General features: G+C 49.7%; 26 protein-coding genes. All 26 read left to right on the forward strand.

All coding sequences use genetic code 11. The features are described from left to right. Positions 1–16 precede the first annotated feature (16 nt). Entirely contained in the window at positions 17–409 is a 393-nt protein-coding gene (locus tag QQ055_RS00220; RefSeq protein WP_286004021.1) for a DUF3307 domain-containing protein, read from the forward strand. Beyond that, on the forward strand, positions 409–618 hold the full coding sequence (locus QQ055_RS00225) for a hypothetical protein (protein WP_286004022.1): 210 nt from the start codon (positions 409–411) through the stop codon (positions 616–618). The genes QQ055_RS00220 and QQ055_RS00225 overlap by 1 nt, the downstream gene beginning before the upstream one ends. Then, the gene (locus QQ055_RS00230) at positions 615–1,331 is read left to right on the forward strand and encodes a hypothetical protein (RefSeq protein ID WP_286004023.1); all 717 of its coding nucleotides are present in this window, start codon (positions 615–617) and stop codon (positions 1,329–1,331) included. Before QQ055_RS00225 ends, QQ055_RS00230 begins: the two co-directional genes overlap by 4 nt. Before the next feature lie 65 nt (positions 1,332–1,396). Further along, entirely contained in the window at positions 1,397–1,807 is a 411-nt protein-coding gene (locus QQ055_RS00235) for a hypothetical protein (RefSeq protein WP_286004024.1), read from the forward strand. 283 nt (positions 1,808–2,090) lie between these two features. After that, positions 2,091–2,306, forward strand: coding sequence for a helix-turn-helix domain-containing protein (locus tag QQ055_RS00240; RefSeq protein WP_286004025.1), 216 nt, complete (start codon positions 2,091–2,093; stop codon positions 2,304–2,306). A gap of 96 nt (positions 2,307–2,402) precedes the next feature. Continuing rightward, on the forward strand, positions 2,403–2,882 hold the full coding sequence (locus QQ055_RS00245; RefSeq protein WP_286004026.1) for a hypothetical protein: 480 nt from the start codon (positions 2,403–2,405) through the stop codon (positions 2,880–2,882). Between the two features lie 211 nt (positions 2,883–3,093). Continuing rightward, positions 3,094–3,282 carry a hypothetical protein gene (locus QQ055_RS00250; RefSeq protein WP_286004027.1) on the forward strand — a complete coding sequence of 63 codons (189 nt, stop codon included), beginning with the start codon at positions 3,094–3,096 and terminating at the stop codon, positions 3,280–3,282. 519 nt (positions 3,283–3,801) lie between these two features. Beyond that, positions 3,802–4,725: a YqaJ viral recombinase family nuclease gene (locus QQ055_RS00255; RefSeq protein ID WP_286004028.1), complete on the forward strand. Its 924-nt coding sequence runs from the start codon at positions 3,802–3,804 to the stop codon at positions 4,723–4,725. Between the two features lie 24 nt (positions 4,726–4,749). Continuing rightward, positions 4,750–5,787, forward strand: coding sequence for a recombinase RecT (locus QQ055_RS00260; RefSeq protein ID WP_286004029.1), 1,038 nt, complete (start codon positions 4,750–4,752; stop codon positions 5,785–5,787). A 513-nt stretch (positions 5,788–6,300) separates the two neighbouring features. Next, the gene (locus tag QQ055_RS00265; protein ID WP_286004030.1) at positions 6,301–6,633 is read left to right on the forward strand and encodes a hypothetical protein; all 333 of its coding nucleotides are present in this window, start codon (positions 6,301–6,303) and stop codon (positions 6,631–6,633) included. Then, entirely contained in the window at positions 6,630–6,845 is a 216-nt protein-coding gene (locus QQ055_RS00270; RefSeq protein WP_286004031.1) for a hypothetical protein, read from the forward strand. Before QQ055_RS00265 ends, QQ055_RS00270 begins: the two co-directional genes overlap by 4 nt. 288 nt (positions 6,846–7,133) lie before the next feature. Next, positions 7,134–7,610, forward strand: a complete 477-nt coding sequence (locus QQ055_RS00275; RefSeq protein ID WP_286004032.1) for a hypothetical protein — start codon at positions 7,134–7,136, stop codon at positions 7,608–7,610. Between the two features lie 67 nt (positions 7,611–7,677). Then, positions 7,678–7,950, forward strand: a complete 273-nt coding sequence (locus QQ055_RS00280; RefSeq protein ID WP_286004033.1) for a hypothetical protein — start codon at positions 7,678–7,680, stop codon at positions 7,948–7,950. After that, positions 7,947–8,339 carry a hypothetical protein gene (locus QQ055_RS00285; RefSeq protein ID WP_286004034.1) on the forward strand — a complete coding sequence of 131 codons (393 nt, stop codon included), beginning with the start codon at positions 7,947–7,949 and terminating at the stop codon, positions 8,337–8,339. The genes QQ055_RS00280 and QQ055_RS00285 overlap by 4 nt, the downstream gene beginning before the upstream one ends. After that, complete coding sequence (locus QQ055_RS00290) at positions 8,336–8,650, forward strand: hypothetical protein (RefSeq protein WP_286004035.1); 315 nt, start codon at positions 8,336–8,338, stop codon at positions 8,648–8,650. The genes QQ055_RS00285 and QQ055_RS00290 overlap by 4 nt, the downstream gene beginning before the upstream one ends. A 30-nt stretch (positions 8,651–8,680) precedes the next feature. Then, on the forward strand, positions 8,681–9,364 hold the full coding sequence (locus tag QQ055_RS00295) for a DNA-methyltransferase (RefSeq protein WP_286004036.1): 684 nt from the start codon (positions 8,681–8,683) through the stop codon (positions 9,362–9,364). Positions 9,365–9,479: 115 nt separating this feature from the next. After that, positions 9,480–10,280, forward strand: coding sequence for a DNA cytosine methyltransferase (locus tag QQ055_RS00300; RefSeq protein WP_286004037.1), 801 nt, complete (start codon positions 9,480–9,482; stop codon positions 10,278–10,280). Further along, a complete protein-coding gene (locus QQ055_RS00305; RefSeq protein ID WP_286004038.1) occupies positions 10,280–10,483 on the forward strand; it encodes a hypothetical protein in 204 nt (67 codons plus the stop codon). The genes QQ055_RS00300 and QQ055_RS00305 overlap by 1 nt, the downstream gene beginning before the upstream one ends. A gap of 26 nt (positions 10,484–10,509) precedes the next feature. Next, complete coding sequence (locus QQ055_RS00310; RefSeq protein WP_286004039.1) at positions 10,510–10,668, forward strand: hypothetical protein; 159 nt, start codon at positions 10,510–10,512, stop codon at positions 10,666–10,668. Between the two features lie 14 nt (positions 10,669–10,682). After that, positions 10,683–11,519, forward strand: a complete 837-nt coding sequence (locus tag QQ055_RS00315) for a hypothetical protein (RefSeq protein WP_286004040.1) — start codon at positions 10,683–10,685, stop codon at positions 11,517–11,519. A 9-nt stretch (positions 11,520–11,528) separates the two neighbouring features. Further along, positions 11,529–12,884 carry a replicative DNA helicase gene (locus QQ055_RS00320; protein WP_286004041.1) on the forward strand — a complete coding sequence of 452 codons (1,356 nt, stop codon included), beginning with the start codon at positions 11,529–11,531 and terminating at the stop codon, positions 12,882–12,884. Positions 12,885–12,932: 48 nt separating this feature from the next. Further along, positions 12,933–13,295, forward strand: a complete 363-nt coding sequence (locus QQ055_RS00325; RefSeq protein ID WP_286004042.1) for a hypothetical protein — start codon at positions 12,933–12,935, stop codon at positions 13,293–13,295. Then, positions 13,285–13,725 carry a hypothetical protein gene (locus QQ055_RS00330; protein WP_286004043.1) on the forward strand — a complete coding sequence of 147 codons (441 nt, stop codon included), beginning with the start codon at positions 13,285–13,287 and terminating at the stop codon, positions 13,723–13,725. Before QQ055_RS00325 ends, QQ055_RS00330 begins: the two co-directional genes overlap by 11 nt. Continuing rightward, positions 13,718–14,197 (forward strand): hypothetical protein, encoded by a 480-nt coding sequence (locus QQ055_RS00335; protein ID WP_286004044.1) that lies wholly within the window; start codon positions 13,718–13,720, stop codon positions 14,195–14,197. The genes QQ055_RS00330 and QQ055_RS00335 overlap by 8 nt, the downstream gene beginning before the upstream one ends. Positions 14,198–14,328: 131 nt before the next feature. Beyond that, a complete protein-coding gene (locus QQ055_RS00340; protein ID WP_286004045.1) occupies positions 14,329–14,661 on the forward strand; it encodes a hypothetical protein in 333 nt (110 codons plus the stop codon). A 4-nt stretch (positions 14,662–14,665) separates the two neighbouring features. Beyond that, the coding region (locus tag QQ055_RS00345; protein ID WP_286004046.1) for a hypothetical protein at positions 14,666–14,883 on the forward strand (218 nt) is incomplete at its 3' end.

The following is a 14,883-nucleotide window of genomic DNA, read 5'->3' on the forward strand; positions in this document are numbered from 1 at the left end:
CGCTGATTGAAATTTTATGGAACAACTACTTTTACATCTTATTGGTGATTACGTCACACAGTCGAATTGGATGGCGACAAAGAAAACCGCCAACTCGTTCGCTGCGGGGATACACGCACTTGTGTATTCATTGCCGTTTCTGTTAATCGGATCGTGGTCGGCGGTCGCGGTGATCTGCGTGACACACTTCTTTATAGACCGATTCCGGTTGGCTCGATATGTCATTTGGGCAAAGAACGCTCTAGGGGCATCGCCAAGTGAATGGAATAGCCCTGAACTCAATTGGGATAACTGCAAGGCTACCGGCTATTCGTCGCAGGTTCCACAATGGATGTCGGTATGGCTGATGATAATTGCAGATAACACAATGCACTTAACCATCAATTATTTAGCACTGAGGTATTTGTAGTGGAACTCGAAGAAGCCCGATCTTGGCTTGAACAGTTGGAACAGAATCTGCTTGATTCGGACTATCGTGTTTATGCCGATCCAGAAACACACCACAAGATCGCGGCATTACAGGCGATGGTGAACCGATGGCAGGAACTTGAGGACGGGTTGGCAAAGATCGACACGGCGCGAGACGAACTCAATAAAGTGGTAGGAAGATTACTATGAGGTCATTTAAGCACAAATTTTACACCTTATTTGCACTTGTTGCGTTAATCGCAATAACTGCGATGCTTTCAGCGTGTCCGTTTAAGAAGAACAAGGGACACTCGACGTTTGAGGGTTTCTACTCGCAGGCGAAGCAGGCGAAAACCACAGGCGGCACTACCGTCTATTCAAAGACAAAGATCGACGAATCCTTGCTGCCGCTGATCTATCAGGGCATCTATGCGCTAAACATCACGGCGGGCTATGAAAACTACACACCGCTTGAGCATCGAGATTTCTCCGTTGCTCTGTTCCCGCGAGATTCGAGATGTATCAATCCAGCGTTTACGGTAAGGGCTGACGGTTCGCCGTGGGATGGGACTGAATGGGACAAGGATGATCGACCGGGCAAGGTCCTGCTCTGCGCGGCTGGTCTGCATCCTGGATTAAACATAATGGTCGTGGCGAATGACCGTTCGCATATGGCGAACATCGTCCAATACGAAGGCGAACACATTACACTGCTCAACCGTGACCTGGAACGATGGCAGGCAACTATGGGTGTTCACGCCCATCCGATATTCAGACAATCGCCGGACGGTGTGGTAGAGACAGAAAAGGCCGAAAAGCCGTTCGAGTTCGAGGCGACGACAATAACGCTTGCAGGTGACATCGAATCTGATGGCGTAAGCCTTAAGGCCGGAGAAACGGTCTGTATTTTGCTAACGAAGTAGGTGTGCCCAAGATGTAACAAAAAAAAGGACAGAATGTAAGTATCGCCCACGAGGAAAGGTGAGGAATGAGCCAAACAGCAACCAAGCCGGTATTAGCGACGATACCGCCAAGAACGAACGGGAAAGAGGCCGAACGAATTGCGTCGGAATCACCCACGACATTTTTAGAACGGACGGACCGGCGTATGTCTGAAAAAGTTGAACTCACAAAAGGAACATTGGCGTTAATGGGTGTGGCCATTGCGGTCATTACATTCATCATCAGCTTTGGCGGAACGTTGCTTTCGTGGGCACGGGACGATCAGAGCCAAAGGGAAAAGCTAAATATGCTGATCGAAAAGACGAATACCATTCTTGATCATCAAAAGCAGAGCGACCAAAAACTGATCCAGCTAGAAAAAGAATGGCAGTCGTTTCAGCTAAAACAAGCCGAGAAACGCGGCTATGAACTTAAGGCCGCCGAAGGCTCTCATTAAAACTATGGCACACATCATAATTCTTGGACGAGCAAAACAACTTTCGGAACGCACGAGCGAACTGCTCGGGCTTATTCACGATGTTCTTCACACGATGGAGGACGAGGGTATTCAGAATCCGCCGCAGTGCGTAGTCGATCTTGAGGCTAATATAGACGTGTGGGTTTCGAAGATCGACGCAGACATTCAGGACGTTCGGGATTGGATCGATTCATTCAATTGATGCCGGACGCTTAAACTTTCCTTTACATTTGGTCGCCAATCACTTAAAGTAGTAGTCACTATGGCAAAAGTAACTACACACGTTTGGGATGGCGACCGTATCCGACAAGCCCGTAAGATCAAAGACCTCAGAGCGGTAGATGCTGCTGAAAAGCTGAATATCACGCCTATACACTTGAGTTACATTGAGAACGGGAAAAACAATCCTTCCGCGAAGTTGATCGCACGAATGGCAGAGGTTTACGGCCTGCCGACATCTTTTTTTCTTAAAAATTAAATTATTTACGTCTTAGGGCTTGACAAGGTTTAAACTTTCGGTTTAAGATAGCTCCACTGTCGCAGATGGCGATTAAACGGAGATGGAGACGAAATAATGACACGAGAACTTGGAACAGAATTCATCGACCCGATAGATGTAAGTGAATGTTGCGCGGCGGAGATGTTTGGCGAACCCGACATCTGCCCAAGATGCAGGGAATTCACGGCCCGCGAGACTATTGAGAATGCCGAGCCACCGTGCGAAGCAATTGCCGCGAATCCACAGACCCACGAAGCAATGTGCTTCGACATAGAACGGTGCGGATGGCGTGGCAATACCTCGGCGACCGGCGACAACGGCGATGGCGGTAAGTGCCCGCGATGTGGTGAGGACACGCTTGAATACGACGCCGAGGAATACGAAACATTTGCGGTTCGTCCGCAGAATCCGAAAGTTCAAGCCGCGATCTCAACGGCACTTGGCTTTGTTGCGTTTACCGCGACCGGAGCATTGTTCGCCGTGATGTTCATCTTCGACAACGACGATATCCACACACATAGCCGGGCGTTCTGGACGGCGATCTTCGGAGGCTAACAATGGACAAGACACCTGTTACAGCCGGATTCGGCGACGGTCTGGCAATGATTCGACGGCTTCAAAATCCGATACCGCAACCTAGGCCGATATTCGACCCGCGACCTGCAAAACGTGACGCCAAGTGCCGGGAATGCGGAAAGGTCTATCTAAACACGACGCGGACGTTTTGCATTTCGTGTGACAGCTACGCCGTGGAGGACTTAGCCCAATGACCGACGGCCAGAAACTTCAACACATTCACGACGACCCGAAAGTGAACCGCAAATGGTCAACGCTGACAAAAGAACAGCGTCGGTTCGTCCTTGCCGGACTCGAATTGGGAGTTAATCAGGAATGGATGCTGGCACTTATCGAGGACGCAAAAGAACTCAGCAGACGAAGGGAGAATACGCACTGATGCAAGCACAAACAGCACAATCAGAATGGCGACCGAAGCATAACTTAAATGGTCAGCGATTCGGGAAGCAGGTCGCAATTGGTTTTGCCGGGCAGGGGAAGCGGGGCGTCGCTCTATGGCTCGTGAGATGCGACTGCGGATCGCTGAATATCAAGGTGGCAGGCAACTTGCGTAGCGGAAAGAATTTGTCATGTGGCTGTGATCGGCTGGCGAACATGGCAGCAGCCCGACGTACTCACGGAGAAGCGCCCAATACCAATAAGGCGGCCTCTCCTGAATATCGGAGCTACACATCGGCAAAGGCTCGTTGCACGAACCCTAGCCGACACAACTATCCAAGATACGGCGGTCGCGGGATCGAATTTCGTTTCGAGTCATTTGAGCAGTTCCTATCCGTTCTCGGTCGCCGGCCAAGCCTTGATTACACACTCGATAGGATCGATGTTAATGGGCATTACGAACCGGGAAACGTTCGATGGGCCACAGCTAAGGATCAGGCAAACAATAGGGGGATCTCTGATGCAAACCGCACAACAGTTTGATGCTGATTACCGTAGATCGATCATTGGCTGCTCGGAACTCGGGGCGGTTCTTGGAGTTGATCAATGGAAAACTCCGTTGGATGTTTTTAATGAAAAACTTGGGCTTGTCGCTCCATTTGAAGGCAACAAGCACACACGACGAGGACAGCGATTAGAGCATATCGCCGCAGAAGAATATACCGAGATAACCGGTCAGAAGTTGCGACGAATGACACGGGAACTTAAGCACCCAGATCATGAGTTTATACGCGGCCATATAGATCGGCTTCTTGAAGGCCAAAACAAGGTTGTGGAGATCAAAGTCGTCTCCGTTGCCGCGTTCCGCAAGCTTCAACGTGAAGGCTTGCCGGACAGTTGGATTGTCCAGATGCAGTCCTATATTGGTCTCGGTCAATACGACGGCGGAGTTTTTATCATCTTTTGTCCTGATCAGTTCGAGGTAATTTTCTTTGATATTCAATTCGACCAAGCGATCTACGACGCGGCGGTAAATGCGGCCGTATCGTTCTGGACGAATCACGTTCTTACCCAACAGCCGCCAGCCGCAGTCGCCGCCGACAAACCGACCCTTGAATTTGAAAAAGTCGGCGGCGATCTTGTCATTCGTGAAGATGACGCATTCCGCGAATGGGCTGAACGGTTCCGCGAAGCTAAGAGCATCAAGGATAACGCGACCGAACTTTACGACGCTCTTGTAGAGGATTTCAAAACCAAGATCGTTGAGGACGTGCCGGGGAAATATCAAGGCTTTGGCGTTCGCGTCGCATACACCGAATCAGCCGGACGAAAGACGTTCGACAAGAAAGCATTGGCCGCGACATATCCAGACATCGACCTTTCGCAGTTCGACAAACAAGGACAGCCGTTCAAGACGTTTCGGCCTTACATCATCAGCGAGTAAGAGACTCGCAACAACAGGAGAATTATGCCAAATCAAGCAATAGCAAAAGTTACAGATAAAGGAACATTGGAAGGCATTCTGAACGGTGAGGCGTTTCAGAAAACCCTCGAAACAGTTCTGCCAAAGCACCTAACGCCGGAGCGCGTCGTCAAAATGGCACTCGTTGCAGCCTCACGTCAGCCGAGGCTTTGGGAATGCACGAAAGAAAGCATTCTGCAATCGATAATGAAGTCCGCAGAACTTGGGCTTGACTGCTCGGGAACGCTCGGACGTGCCTATTTGGTTCCTTACTACAACTCCAAGATCAGTGCCTACGAGTGTCAGTTCATTCCCGGCTATCAGGGATTGATCGAACTCGCAAGACGTTCCGGCAATATCGCACGAATCGAAAGCCGCGTGGTCTATGAACGGGATACGTTCAACGTCGAATACGGCCTGGATCAGAAACTTTCGCATACGCCGTGTATGACGGGCGACCGCGGAGCGATGACCTGTGTTTATGCCGTTGCCGAATTGACCGACGGAAGCCGTCAGATCGAGGTTATGACGATGGAAGAGGTTGATGCTATCCGGTCGCGATCAAAGGCAAAGGATAACGGTCCTTGGAAAACCGATTACCCGGAAATGGCCCGTAAGACCGTAATTCGGCGAATCGCCAAATACCTTCCGCTTTCAACCGAACTCGAAAAAGCATTCGAGGCCGACGATCAACTATTCAACGGGCACTCGGCTGCTGTGGATATGGCAGAAAGAACCGCAAACCGCGTTAGTGCGTTGCGCGATCAACTGACCGTCGTTCCGCCTATCAACGATGATCCGTTGGATGTTGTCGAGCCGGAAGAATCTGAGCCCGAAACCGCACCGCAAGAATCGACGCCGGCCGAACCGATCGACAAGACCGAATCGCAGCGGATGGATCTGCTTACCTTGGCGAAAGAACTTTACTCCGAACTCAAAGGGGCGAAAAGAAAACAGGCCGATGAATATATCGGAGCCGGAAAGGTTTTAGCCGATCTTTCAGACGATCAGCTTACCGAGTTTCTTGATTCGTTCACGAGCTAAAAGATTCCGTTCCGGCTTTGCGGGGGAGCTTGGGCGGTCTTAAGGCGAACGCCCCGCACAGTTCTTTAACAATTCGAGATTCGGCGACGAGTGGGAGCGTTTGCCGGACAAGGGAAGCGGAGATACTTCGACGTAAAACAGTCCGCTTCCTAAAGATTAGCGAACAAGGGGAAGGTGCATATTGATCCTCCTGTAGTGCTGGGCGACGACGAACGTGCTAGTTAACACGGTCGCCCGGCTTCTTTGAAAACAGAATATGGCATCGGTGGCGGAAATAGACGCAGCTTCAATCCGTGGGCGAGGGATTAGTAGCCGACAAGCACGGTCGGTGAAAAACGCGGAGTAAAACGTGACACTTCCCTATTTGCAAGTAACCAACCTTGCCCGATGCCCACCAATTACATCTTGCTGAAACGGGGCTGGAGCAATCGAACGACCCCGAAAGATAGTTACGTGGATTTTTCAACTGCAACCGCCTCGGCGGGTTAACCGGGGCGGTTGAAACCAAAGGTTATGAACACAACATTTGAAATGCGAAATAACGAAGTGGTTCCGGCATATCCGGCAAAGCTATCGCCAGATCAGCGTGAGACGGTCATTGATGCCGCGAATAAACGAATCGAGCGAGTCCATATCTATCCCTGCAAGACCTGCGGGATGCCAAAGGTTGCCGTGGCTCATTCGGATTGCTTTCAATGTCGTTCGAACCGATTAACTGAATTATCCAAGGCACAGCATCCACCGAAACAGGCTCCGCGATCGCTGACCTATCCGATCTTGTTTGTCGGTTTCGTTATCGCCTTTTTGTTTTCGGTTTGGGCTTTCTTTTTTGCGGAGACGCGATGACAACCGAAGCCGCATTGCTTGAGCTATTTCAAAAAGCACACCGTCAACATGGCGGCGATGGGAATACAGGCGTCGAGGTTTGGCGACCGAAAGATTATGCAAAGAGATTCACTAATTCAGCAACGACGAAGATACAACACGGACAAGGCGATGCGGCATTATTGGGCAAACCGCGAGGAGATATTAGCCAAGCGTCGGACACCGGAAGGTAGGGCAAAGAGACGAGAATACCAACGCCGGTATCGCGAGATTAAGAAATGCGTGGAGCCGGATTCTGAACTCCGACCGGCTCACACGCGATGACGGCAAATGCCGTATTTATCAAACATCGTGAAAATGACCGGGTTACTAACAGATCGACAAGTGGCAGCAACCAACAAATTCGATCCGCTCAAAATGACTTCACCCGGTCGGCAAAGATCGCTCTAGCAAGCGATGAACTTAGGTTAACGAACAGCAATAGAGGCCGTCACTCAAGAAATTAAAAGGAAAGTTTAGTGATGAGACGAACTTACGATCTAACGAAACAGACCATCGACGTTATCAACGGTCACGGGTCGGCGATAGCAGAAGAATTCGGCTGTGACCCGTCTTATATATCGCAGATTCTTGGCAAGACCGAAACAGATCCATTTGCAAAGTTTCTCTGGCTGTATCGTTCGGCGATCAAGGCCGGATGCGACGTGAACCATTGGCTAAACGAGCTTCACCGGGTAAAGGCTCAATACGAATCGAAGATGAACCTTTGCCACAAAAAGGAAATGGCTCTTTCGGTTATAGAAACGGCTGAGGTTAATCACGCGGTTCTTACCGACAAACCGTTGAACGAACAGCTTAAAGAGGCTGGGGACGCCGTAGAGCAAGCAGAACGGGTTAAGCAGGCGATCCTTGAACAGATGAACAGGGACAGTTCGGAAGTGCCGACTTCTCGAAAGTTCGGACGCGCCGCAGTGCTAGTTCATAGGGCGGGTAAATGAAACGAATCATCGCACTCATTGGCATAGTTTTGATCGCCCGGATAGTTCGGGCGTGGAGGGAAGAGGTATGACCGAACAAACAGAAAACATAAACCGCGTTCGTTCGCAGATCGCAAACCACATTTGCCGTTATCTGAAAGACCACGAGGGGCAGGAGTTCCATTGCGAATCGTTGCGGCAATATGTCTATGCCAACGTAGATGGCTACATAGCACCGGCAAGCCCTGACCGCATATTACGCGATCTACGCCAAAGGGGCGTTGTTAGTTATGAAGTGGTTAATCGGGCGAAGTCGTTATACAGGGCACTGCCAAAGGAGTGGCAGCCGAGTTTGATATGAGCAAATACGCCCGGAAAAAAGACAGCAATCATAAAGGCATCTGCGAGACGTTGACCGCTTGCGGAGTGACCGTTGTTGATTGTTCTGCGTCCGGCACTATTCCAGACCTTTTAGTTTGGTATCGAGGAAAGTGTGGATGGCTGGAAATAAAGATGATAGCCAAGTCCGATCCACGTTACACGGCAAAACAATTGAAATGGATCGCTGAGACGCCTATGCCTGTTCGGATAGTGACAAACGACCAAGAAGCCTTAGCTTTTGCTCAGACGCATCAAGGGGCTTTAACGAGCCAGCAAAAGGACGATCTGGCGGCGTTTCTGCTGCGGAACGAAGGCAAGGAATTGTTTACGCCAAAACAGGTCACGGAGGCATTGAATAGCAAAGGATGACCAAATCAACATTTATAAAAATGCTTCGGCTGATGAAGGAAGCGGATAAGCAGAGAGACGAACTCTATCGGCTTGGTATCCAGATCGACAACGAAACCGACTTTGAAATCCTTAGCATTATCGCTAAAGAGGCGTTCGGTGAACAAGGGTGGGATTGGGTCAATTGGTGGCGTTGGGAGGTTAATTACGGACGTGGTTACAGCATATCGAAACCAGCCGCAACAAATAATGACGGCACACCATTTATCTGGAACGAGGCAAGTCTATGGCGGGCGGTGAAATTAACCACAAAACAACGTGAGGATGTTTAGTTAGGTATCACGGATCGAATTTGCAGAGGTATGAAAACGGAGACGATATACAACGAAAACTGTCTTGAGACTATGGCTAGGATGCCGGACGGGTTTGTTGATGCGATTATCACAGACCCGCCGTATGGCATCAGTTATCAATCCGCCTGGCGGATTGATAAGACGCAATGGAAACCGAAGCTCGCCAACGACGAAAAGCCGTGTGTTGAGTTTTTACCAGATGCGTTTCGTGTGATGAAAGACCAAACGCCCTTGATTGTGTTCTGTGAATGGCGGTTTCAGGAAGTCTTTCGGTTAGCGATACAAGACGCTGGATTTCATATCAAATCGCACGTAATTTGGGATAGGGAATGGCACGGGATGGGCGACCTGAAAGGCGGCTTCGCACCATCGCACGATATTGTCTGGTTCGCCACTAAAGGGCGTTATATGTTCCCGTTCCATCGTCCCGTGTCGGTTCTGCGTTTCCCGCGAGTATCAGCCGAAGCGTTAGAGCATCCGACGCAAAAGCCCGTGAACCTCATCGCTTATCTAATCAAGACGCTGACCCAAGAAAACGACCTTGTTTACGACCCGTTTATGGGTTCAGGCACGACCGCAAAGGCGGCGCATCAGCTTAAACGACGATGGATAGGAAGTGAGATTTCGAGCGAGTATGTCGAGTTAGCTAACAAGCGTTTAGAGCCGTATTTGGCACAGGAGGCTTTGTTTTAAGTATGACTATCCACGAATGCCTACGCTGCACGGAATGGCTCGAGCCCGACGAGCTGAAAGACCATCGATGCCGGGCCGGTTTCGAGGTTCGAGAGATCGAGGATGCGGAGGACGAGTGAGTATTACGGTTGGATCGCTTTTTAGCGGAATTGGTGGACTTGATCTCGGCTTAGAGCAAGCCGGGATGAAAACGGTTTGGCAGGTCGAGTTCGATGATTGGGCCAGGGGGAAGCTGGACGAGAACTTCCCGCATACGGAGAAATTCAAAGATGTCAGAGAAGTCGGAAAACATAACCTCAGACCCGTTGACCTCATCGCAGGTGGTTTTCCCTGTCAAGACCTATCAATCGCCAATCTCAAAGGGCTCGGGCTTGCTGGTGAACGTTCGGGATTATGGCGTGAATACCTCCGAATCATTCGCGAGTTGTTGCCTAGATACATTTTCATTGAAAACGTCTCAGCCCTCCTTACTGATGGACTGGACAGACTGCTCTGTGACCTTGCCGCCTGCGGGTATGATGCGGAGTGGCAAATTATACGAGCGACGGCTTTTGGATTGCCGCATCAAAGAAAGCGCCTTTTCGTTATTGCCTACCCCGAAGGCGACAGACTTCTTCAGGACGAAGTTTTCAAGGGAAACCGTTATCAAAACCATTTCCCGGCCTCAGTTTCACGCGGACAGCCTCTCTTACATTTTGACGTTATTGGATGTTCCTATCCACAGATACCCGAACATCTACGAATGGATGATGGGCTTTCCTTTGAACTTTCTGAAATTGAGGCAGCAATCAAAGGATACGGAAACGCAGTCTGCCCACCCGTCGCAAGATGGATCGGCGAAAGAATAGTTGAATTCGATGAAAGGTGCCGGCAAAACAAGGCGATAAAGGCAAGCGAGGAAACGGTAGAAGAATAATGCCAAAGGAACTTTTTACAGCAGATTCGGGCGGTTTTTGGTTGGAGTTTGGGATGAAAAATAGTATCATTCTTGTAACGACGAACGAGACTTTCCGCGATTGCGGATTGACTTGGAATTTTTACAAGTTTTATCCTAAAAGCGCTCTAAGCGAAATCTCTGTAAGTCTTGTTCGTCGTTGTTCAGGTCAGCAGGGAAAGTAACTTAGAGCCTTTTTGTTTTTAAATTTATGGATCAGGACGGTGAACACAAAGAAGAAAGGTGCGACAAGTGCTTGAAAAATGAAAAGCGGATCAAAGAGCTTGAGGCCTTGATTCAAAGCATGGCCGAGTCTGTGGACGACGCGGCGATGAGCCTGGTTCGCGTGGTAACGATAAATTCCGATTAGAGACGGTAAGGATTATGAAGAAAAAAGCCCACGGCTATATATGGTATCCAGAGGATATTATCCTTTCGCCGAAAGTCGCAAAACTGACAGCAGCGGAAGAATGTTGGTATCGCCGGGCTCTTGATTTTAGCTGGATGGATAACGGCCTGCCGTCCGATCCGAAAGAGGCCGCTGACAGGATTAAAAAAGGATGCACGGCAAAAGCAGCGGCTAAGATCTTGGATTTATTCTTCGAAATAGACCCGAAAAATTCTGAAAAAAAAGTGAATAAAAAGCAAGAACTTTTGCGAAAAAAATTTAAACAAACAATTCGCGAAAGAGTTAAGGCCGGAAGAGAAAGTGCAAAAAAACGTGCCGCTAAAGCTAAGGAAGAAAAGGAGTTACAGCAAAAAAATGAATTGAACAAATGTTCAACAAATGCTGAACAAATGCTCAACAACCCAATCCAATCCAATCCAATCCAATCCAATCCTTTTGTAGTAGAAGGAAATGACGCCCCGCGATTCGTGTTCATCACAACAACCGTTCAGGCTATCGCAGTTGAACTTGGCGTTGTGAAATTCTCTCCGAATCAGCAACGTGAATGGAATTCACACGCTGAATTAGCGTTCGACAATAAGTTCACATCACAGCAATTTGTTGACTGTTTTCGGTTCCTGCGATCGAAGTATTCATACAAAATTCTGCCCGAATACGTGACGAACCATTTACCCGATTTCGTTAGAGGCCGGAAAACAAAAGAACCCGAAGCCCTACCATCACTTGCCGAAAAACTAGCAGACGACGCTCAGAACAGGGCCAATCTTAGGCGACCGGCAAAACCCGCAGAACCCACGGAGGTTGTTCAGTAGATGCACGATATGAGTCCAAAGCGTCACGAGAATTGGCTTGATAGCCCATTACCGTCAAGCGAGGAAAGCGAACGGGTGATACTCGGCGCCGTGATGATGAACAACGATCTGATCAAGGATGCGGCAGAGTGTCTTGAGCCGGATGACTTCTACTCGCCGCTTAATCGACGAGTGTTCAAAGCAATGCTTTCGCTTTACCAACAGGGCAAGAATCAGAGTCCTATTCTGATCGTCGAAGAGATCAAGAAAGACGGCCCAACCGAGTCTTTTGGCGGAGTGTCGGTCATTTCGAATATGGCATACGGCGTTCCGATATTCAGCGACATTGAGGAATATCTTTCGATAGTCCGCGAGAAGTCGAATCTGCGTCGTTTGGTGCGGATCTGTTCGGAGATCACAGCCACAGCATTGAGCGGTGAGGACGAAACAAAAGTCATATTCGACGAGGCCCAAAAGAAGATCAACGATCTTTGTGAATCGGTCGAAAGCGGTGTTAGCACCGAATACTTCATCCCGCTATGGAAAGTGATCGATAACGAGGTCTTGCCGGCATTGGAGAATTTGCGATACGGAAAGACGCGCAAGCTGCCAACCGGATTTAAGGCTATTGACGCGGCGATCGGCGGCGGTATCTCACCGTCAGATGTGCTTTTACTTGCAGCTGATACCGGCGCCGGAAAATCAGCCTTAGCCTTGCAGATGGCCTATCAGCTTTCGATCTCGGGAACACCAACAGCGTTCCTTGCCGGTGAAATGACGAACGGCGAGAACGTGCAAAGGCTTCTGTCGCAGCTTTCCGGGATAACCAACCTGAATTGGCTGAACAGCATAACCGAAAGTGAGTATCAAGTGCTGTGCGATTGGGTTACGGCGATACGCGGAGCAAACATCCGGTTTGACCACCGCATTTCAGATATGGCGACACTTCGAACCCATATTCGGTCGGTCGTTCAACGCGACAAGATCAAGGCCTTAGTGATCGACTACATCCAGCTTTTCAAGATGGATAAGATCGACCACCGCAAACGCAATGAGCGCATAGCTGAGGCATCGCAGGAAGTGAAGCGTATTGCGAACGAGCTTGAGATCGCGGTTATCGAGGTCGCCCAATTTAACCGCGAAGGCGCGAAGTCAGCTCAGCCTGGATTACACGATCTTGAAGGCAGTGGGCAACTCGAAAAAGACGCCAGTTTGATATTCATTCTCGAACTCGGCGAACACGAGTTACATGATCAAAAGAACCGTAAATATCGGGACGCGAAGATCCGAATAGTCAAGGGCCGAAACGTAGGCCGCGGCGAAGTGATGGGGAAGTTTTACGCTCGGTCGGTCCAATTTGATTTTGAGCAGATTTATCAAAAATGAACGCCGCCGAAAGCTGAGAGGAGACCTGGAAGGAGCAAAGGAGACACAATGCCAAACAAAAACAGAAAGCTAATACTTCGAGATAGTGAATTCGTAAAAGCGCTCAGCCGTGAGTTCGTTGAGATTCTGCGGATCGAGACAGAACGTGCGATGCAGGAAGTGCCGGATGGTGCTTGGGATGTCAACGCGGACGAAAAGACGAAGATAGGTGATTTATTTCTGTGGGACGAAACGAGGCGGTTTTATTCTTTTTGGAACTTAGCCCACGAACTCTTCACCGTCGAACCCTTACCGGAATATCACCGAGCCAGCCTCATTGAAGCCCTCGAACGCGAGAAAGCCAAGAACGAAACCCGCAACGCCGAAATAGACGCCGAGATCGAACGGCTGAGGAGTGAAGATGCCGTTTGACCCTTCAAAATATCCGGCTAATTGGAAAGCGTTTTCGAAGCACATTCGTTTTGAACGTGCGAAGGGAAAGTGCGAACAGTGCGGAGCCGTGAATTACGAACGCGGAAAGAAAGGCAGCGACGGCATTTGGCGAAGCGAGAATGACATTCACGGACTGAATTCGGATGTCGGATTCGCGTTATACGGCGATTGGGATTTCAAGTGTTCGAAAGTGATCCTGACCGTCGCCCATCTGGACAACGAAGGCGGCGTTTGCCGGTGCAAGGCGGACACCGGAATGAAATGCGTTGACCCGAATCACGTTTTGGCACTATGCCAAGCCTGTCATTTGGCTCTGGATCTGCCGCACCACATCGAGAACGCTCGGCAGACCCGGATCAAAAAGAACGACGCGGCAAGACCGCTGTTTACGGAGGAAAACAATGCCTGAACTAACAGACCAGCAGCGGGCCGCGATGGAGTCTGCGTTTAGGACGCACCAGACACGGGCGACAGATGAACGCGACTTAGCGGAGCGGATGTATCGAGAGGGCTTGTCGGACGCTAAGAATGAACCACGAGGAGATGAAATGCCTGAAACAAACGAAGCGATGGAAGCGGCTTGGGAAACGTTCTGGAAGGGTATTCGTGTGTTGGCAGAGTCACTTCCAACAAGCCCGTTAACGTTAGACCAACTCAAATATCTTTCATCACCAAGTTTTCGGGGTGGCTACGAAGCAGGCTACACCGCAGCCAAGTCCGAGACGTGCGTGTGGACGCAAGATGACGACATTGCCGATATGCCCGGTCGATGGACTGCCCCTTGTGGATTGCAGCTGTGGTTTGAAGATGATGAAGTTTCGCACGTGTATTGCTCGAAATGCGGCGGTCGTGTGCAGATCCCGGAACGCGAGGAGAGGTAAGTTTTGGCTTTTTGGTGGACACAAAAGACGGTGATAGGAACTGTCTTGAAATGTATGAAAGGCACTATTCAGCATATCGCTACCGTGACGGACGCAAACGGTCTCAATTCGTCGGCCCTGGTGAAACCATTGTGCTTAGGACGCTGGAGGCAGACGCCCTCTTTGTTTGGCGAAAGTATATTGACGATGGAATTGATGAGCGAACCGGAGAACGACAGCAAGGCGTCAACTGTGCGGTTTTCAGGAACGAGAACTCGTCAGAATATCTCAGCTCAGACCTTATCCGAGAGGCTGACGCCGTTGCTGATCTCGCGTGGCCTGGTGAGAGGCATTATACCTACGTCAATGAGAAAGCGGTCAGGTCAAAGAATGCTGGATGGTGTTTTATCTGTGCCGGATGGCGAAAATGCGGATACACAAAAGGCGGTCTGCTGATCTTAGAAAAAGTGAGCGAGGAGAAGTAAGTTTATGGACAAGGAATTTAACATTCAGGTATCTGACCCGATTTTTCGCATTTCCTGTGAAAACTGCGGTGTCATTGCGGACATCGGAGAAGATGAAGAAGAGATTCGATCCACGGCAGAAACGATGGGATTTGTCGCTATTCACAGCGAGGCTGACGGCACGATGAATCTCTGCAAGTCTTGCTATGAATCCGATCCTGAATTAAACCCCAAACCAACCCC

It is taken from the genome of Geitlerinema calcuttense NRMC-F 0142 (assembly GCF_030285425.1).

Coding starts and splice junctions, on each gene's coding strand:
- QQ055_RS00240 (WP_286004025.1), top strand. CDS start 2,091: ATGGCAAAAGTAACTACACACGTTTGGGATGGCGACCGTATCCGACAA.
- QQ055_RS00275 (WP_286004032.1), top strand. CDS start 7,134: ATGAGACGAACTTACGATCTAACGAAACAGACCATCGACGTTATCAAC.
- QQ055_RS00320 (WP_286004041.1), top strand. CDS start 11,529: ATGAGTCCAAAGCGTCACGAGAATTGGCTTGATAGCCCATTACCGTCA.
- QQ055_RS00265 (WP_286004030.1), top strand. CDS start 6,301: ATGAACACAACATTTGAAATGCGAAATAACGAAGTGGTTCCGGCATAT.
- QQ055_RS00270 (WP_286004031.1), top strand. CDS start 6,630: ATGACAACCGAAGCCGCATTGCTTGAGCTATTTCAAAAAGCACACCGT.
- QQ055_RS00255 (WP_286004028.1), top strand. CDS start 3,802: ATGCAAACCGCACAACAGTTTGATGCTGATTACCGTAGATCGATCATT.
- QQ055_RS00285 (WP_286004034.1), top strand. CDS start 7,947: ATGAGCAAATACGCCCGGAAAAAAGACAGCAATCATAAAGGCATCTGC.
- QQ055_RS00250 (WP_286004027.1), top strand. CDS start 3,094: ATGACCGACGGCCAGAAACTTCAACACATTCACGACGACCCGAAAGTG.
- QQ055_RS00260 (WP_286004029.1), top strand. CDS start 4,750: ATGCCAAATCAAGCAATAGCAAAAGTTACAGATAAAGGAACATTGGAA.
- QQ055_RS00280 (WP_286004033.1), top strand. CDS start 7,678: ATGACCGAACAAACAGAAAACATAAACCGCGTTCGTTCGCAGATCGCA.
- QQ055_RS00235 (WP_286004024.1), top strand. CDS start 1,397: ATGAGCCAAACAGCAACCAAGCCGGTATTAGCGACGATACCGCCAAGA.
- QQ055_RS00295 (WP_286004036.1), top strand. CDS start 8,681: ATGAAAACGGAGACGATATACAACGAAAACTGTCTTGAGACTATGGCT.
- QQ055_RS00245 (WP_286004026.1), top strand. CDS start 2,403: ATGACACGAGAACTTGGAACAGAATTCATCGACCCGATAGATGTAAGT.
- QQ055_RS00335 (WP_286004044.1), top strand. CDS start 13,718: ATGCCTGAACTAACAGACCAGCAGCGGGCCGCGATGGAGTCTGCGTTT.
- QQ055_RS00290 (WP_286004035.1), top strand. CDS start 8,336: ATGACCAAATCAACATTTATAAAAATGCTTCGGCTGATGAAGGAAGCG.
- QQ055_RS00305 (WP_286004038.1), top strand. CDS start 10,280: ATGCCAAAGGAACTTTTTACAGCAGATTCGGGCGGTTTTTGGTTGGAG.
- QQ055_RS00330 (WP_286004043.1), top strand. CDS start 13,285: ATGCCGTTTGACCCTTCAAAATATCCGGCTAATTGGAAAGCGTTTTCG.
- QQ055_RS00325 (WP_286004042.1), top strand. CDS start 12,933: ATGCCAAACAAAAACAGAAAGCTAATACTTCGAGATAGTGAATTCGTA.
- QQ055_RS00220 (WP_286004021.1), top strand. CDS start 17: ATGGAACAACTACTTTTACATCTTATTGGTGATTACGTCACACAGTCG.
- QQ055_RS00310 (WP_286004039.1), top strand. CDS start 10,510: ATGGATCAGGACGGTGAACACAAAGAAGAAAGGTGCGACAAGTGCTTG.
- QQ055_RS00230 (WP_286004023.1), top strand. CDS start 615: ATGAGGTCATTTAAGCACAAATTTTACACCTTATTTGCACTTGTTGCG.
- QQ055_RS00315 (WP_286004040.1), top strand. CDS start 10,683: ATGAAGAAAAAAGCCCACGGCTATATATGGTATCCAGAGGATATTATC.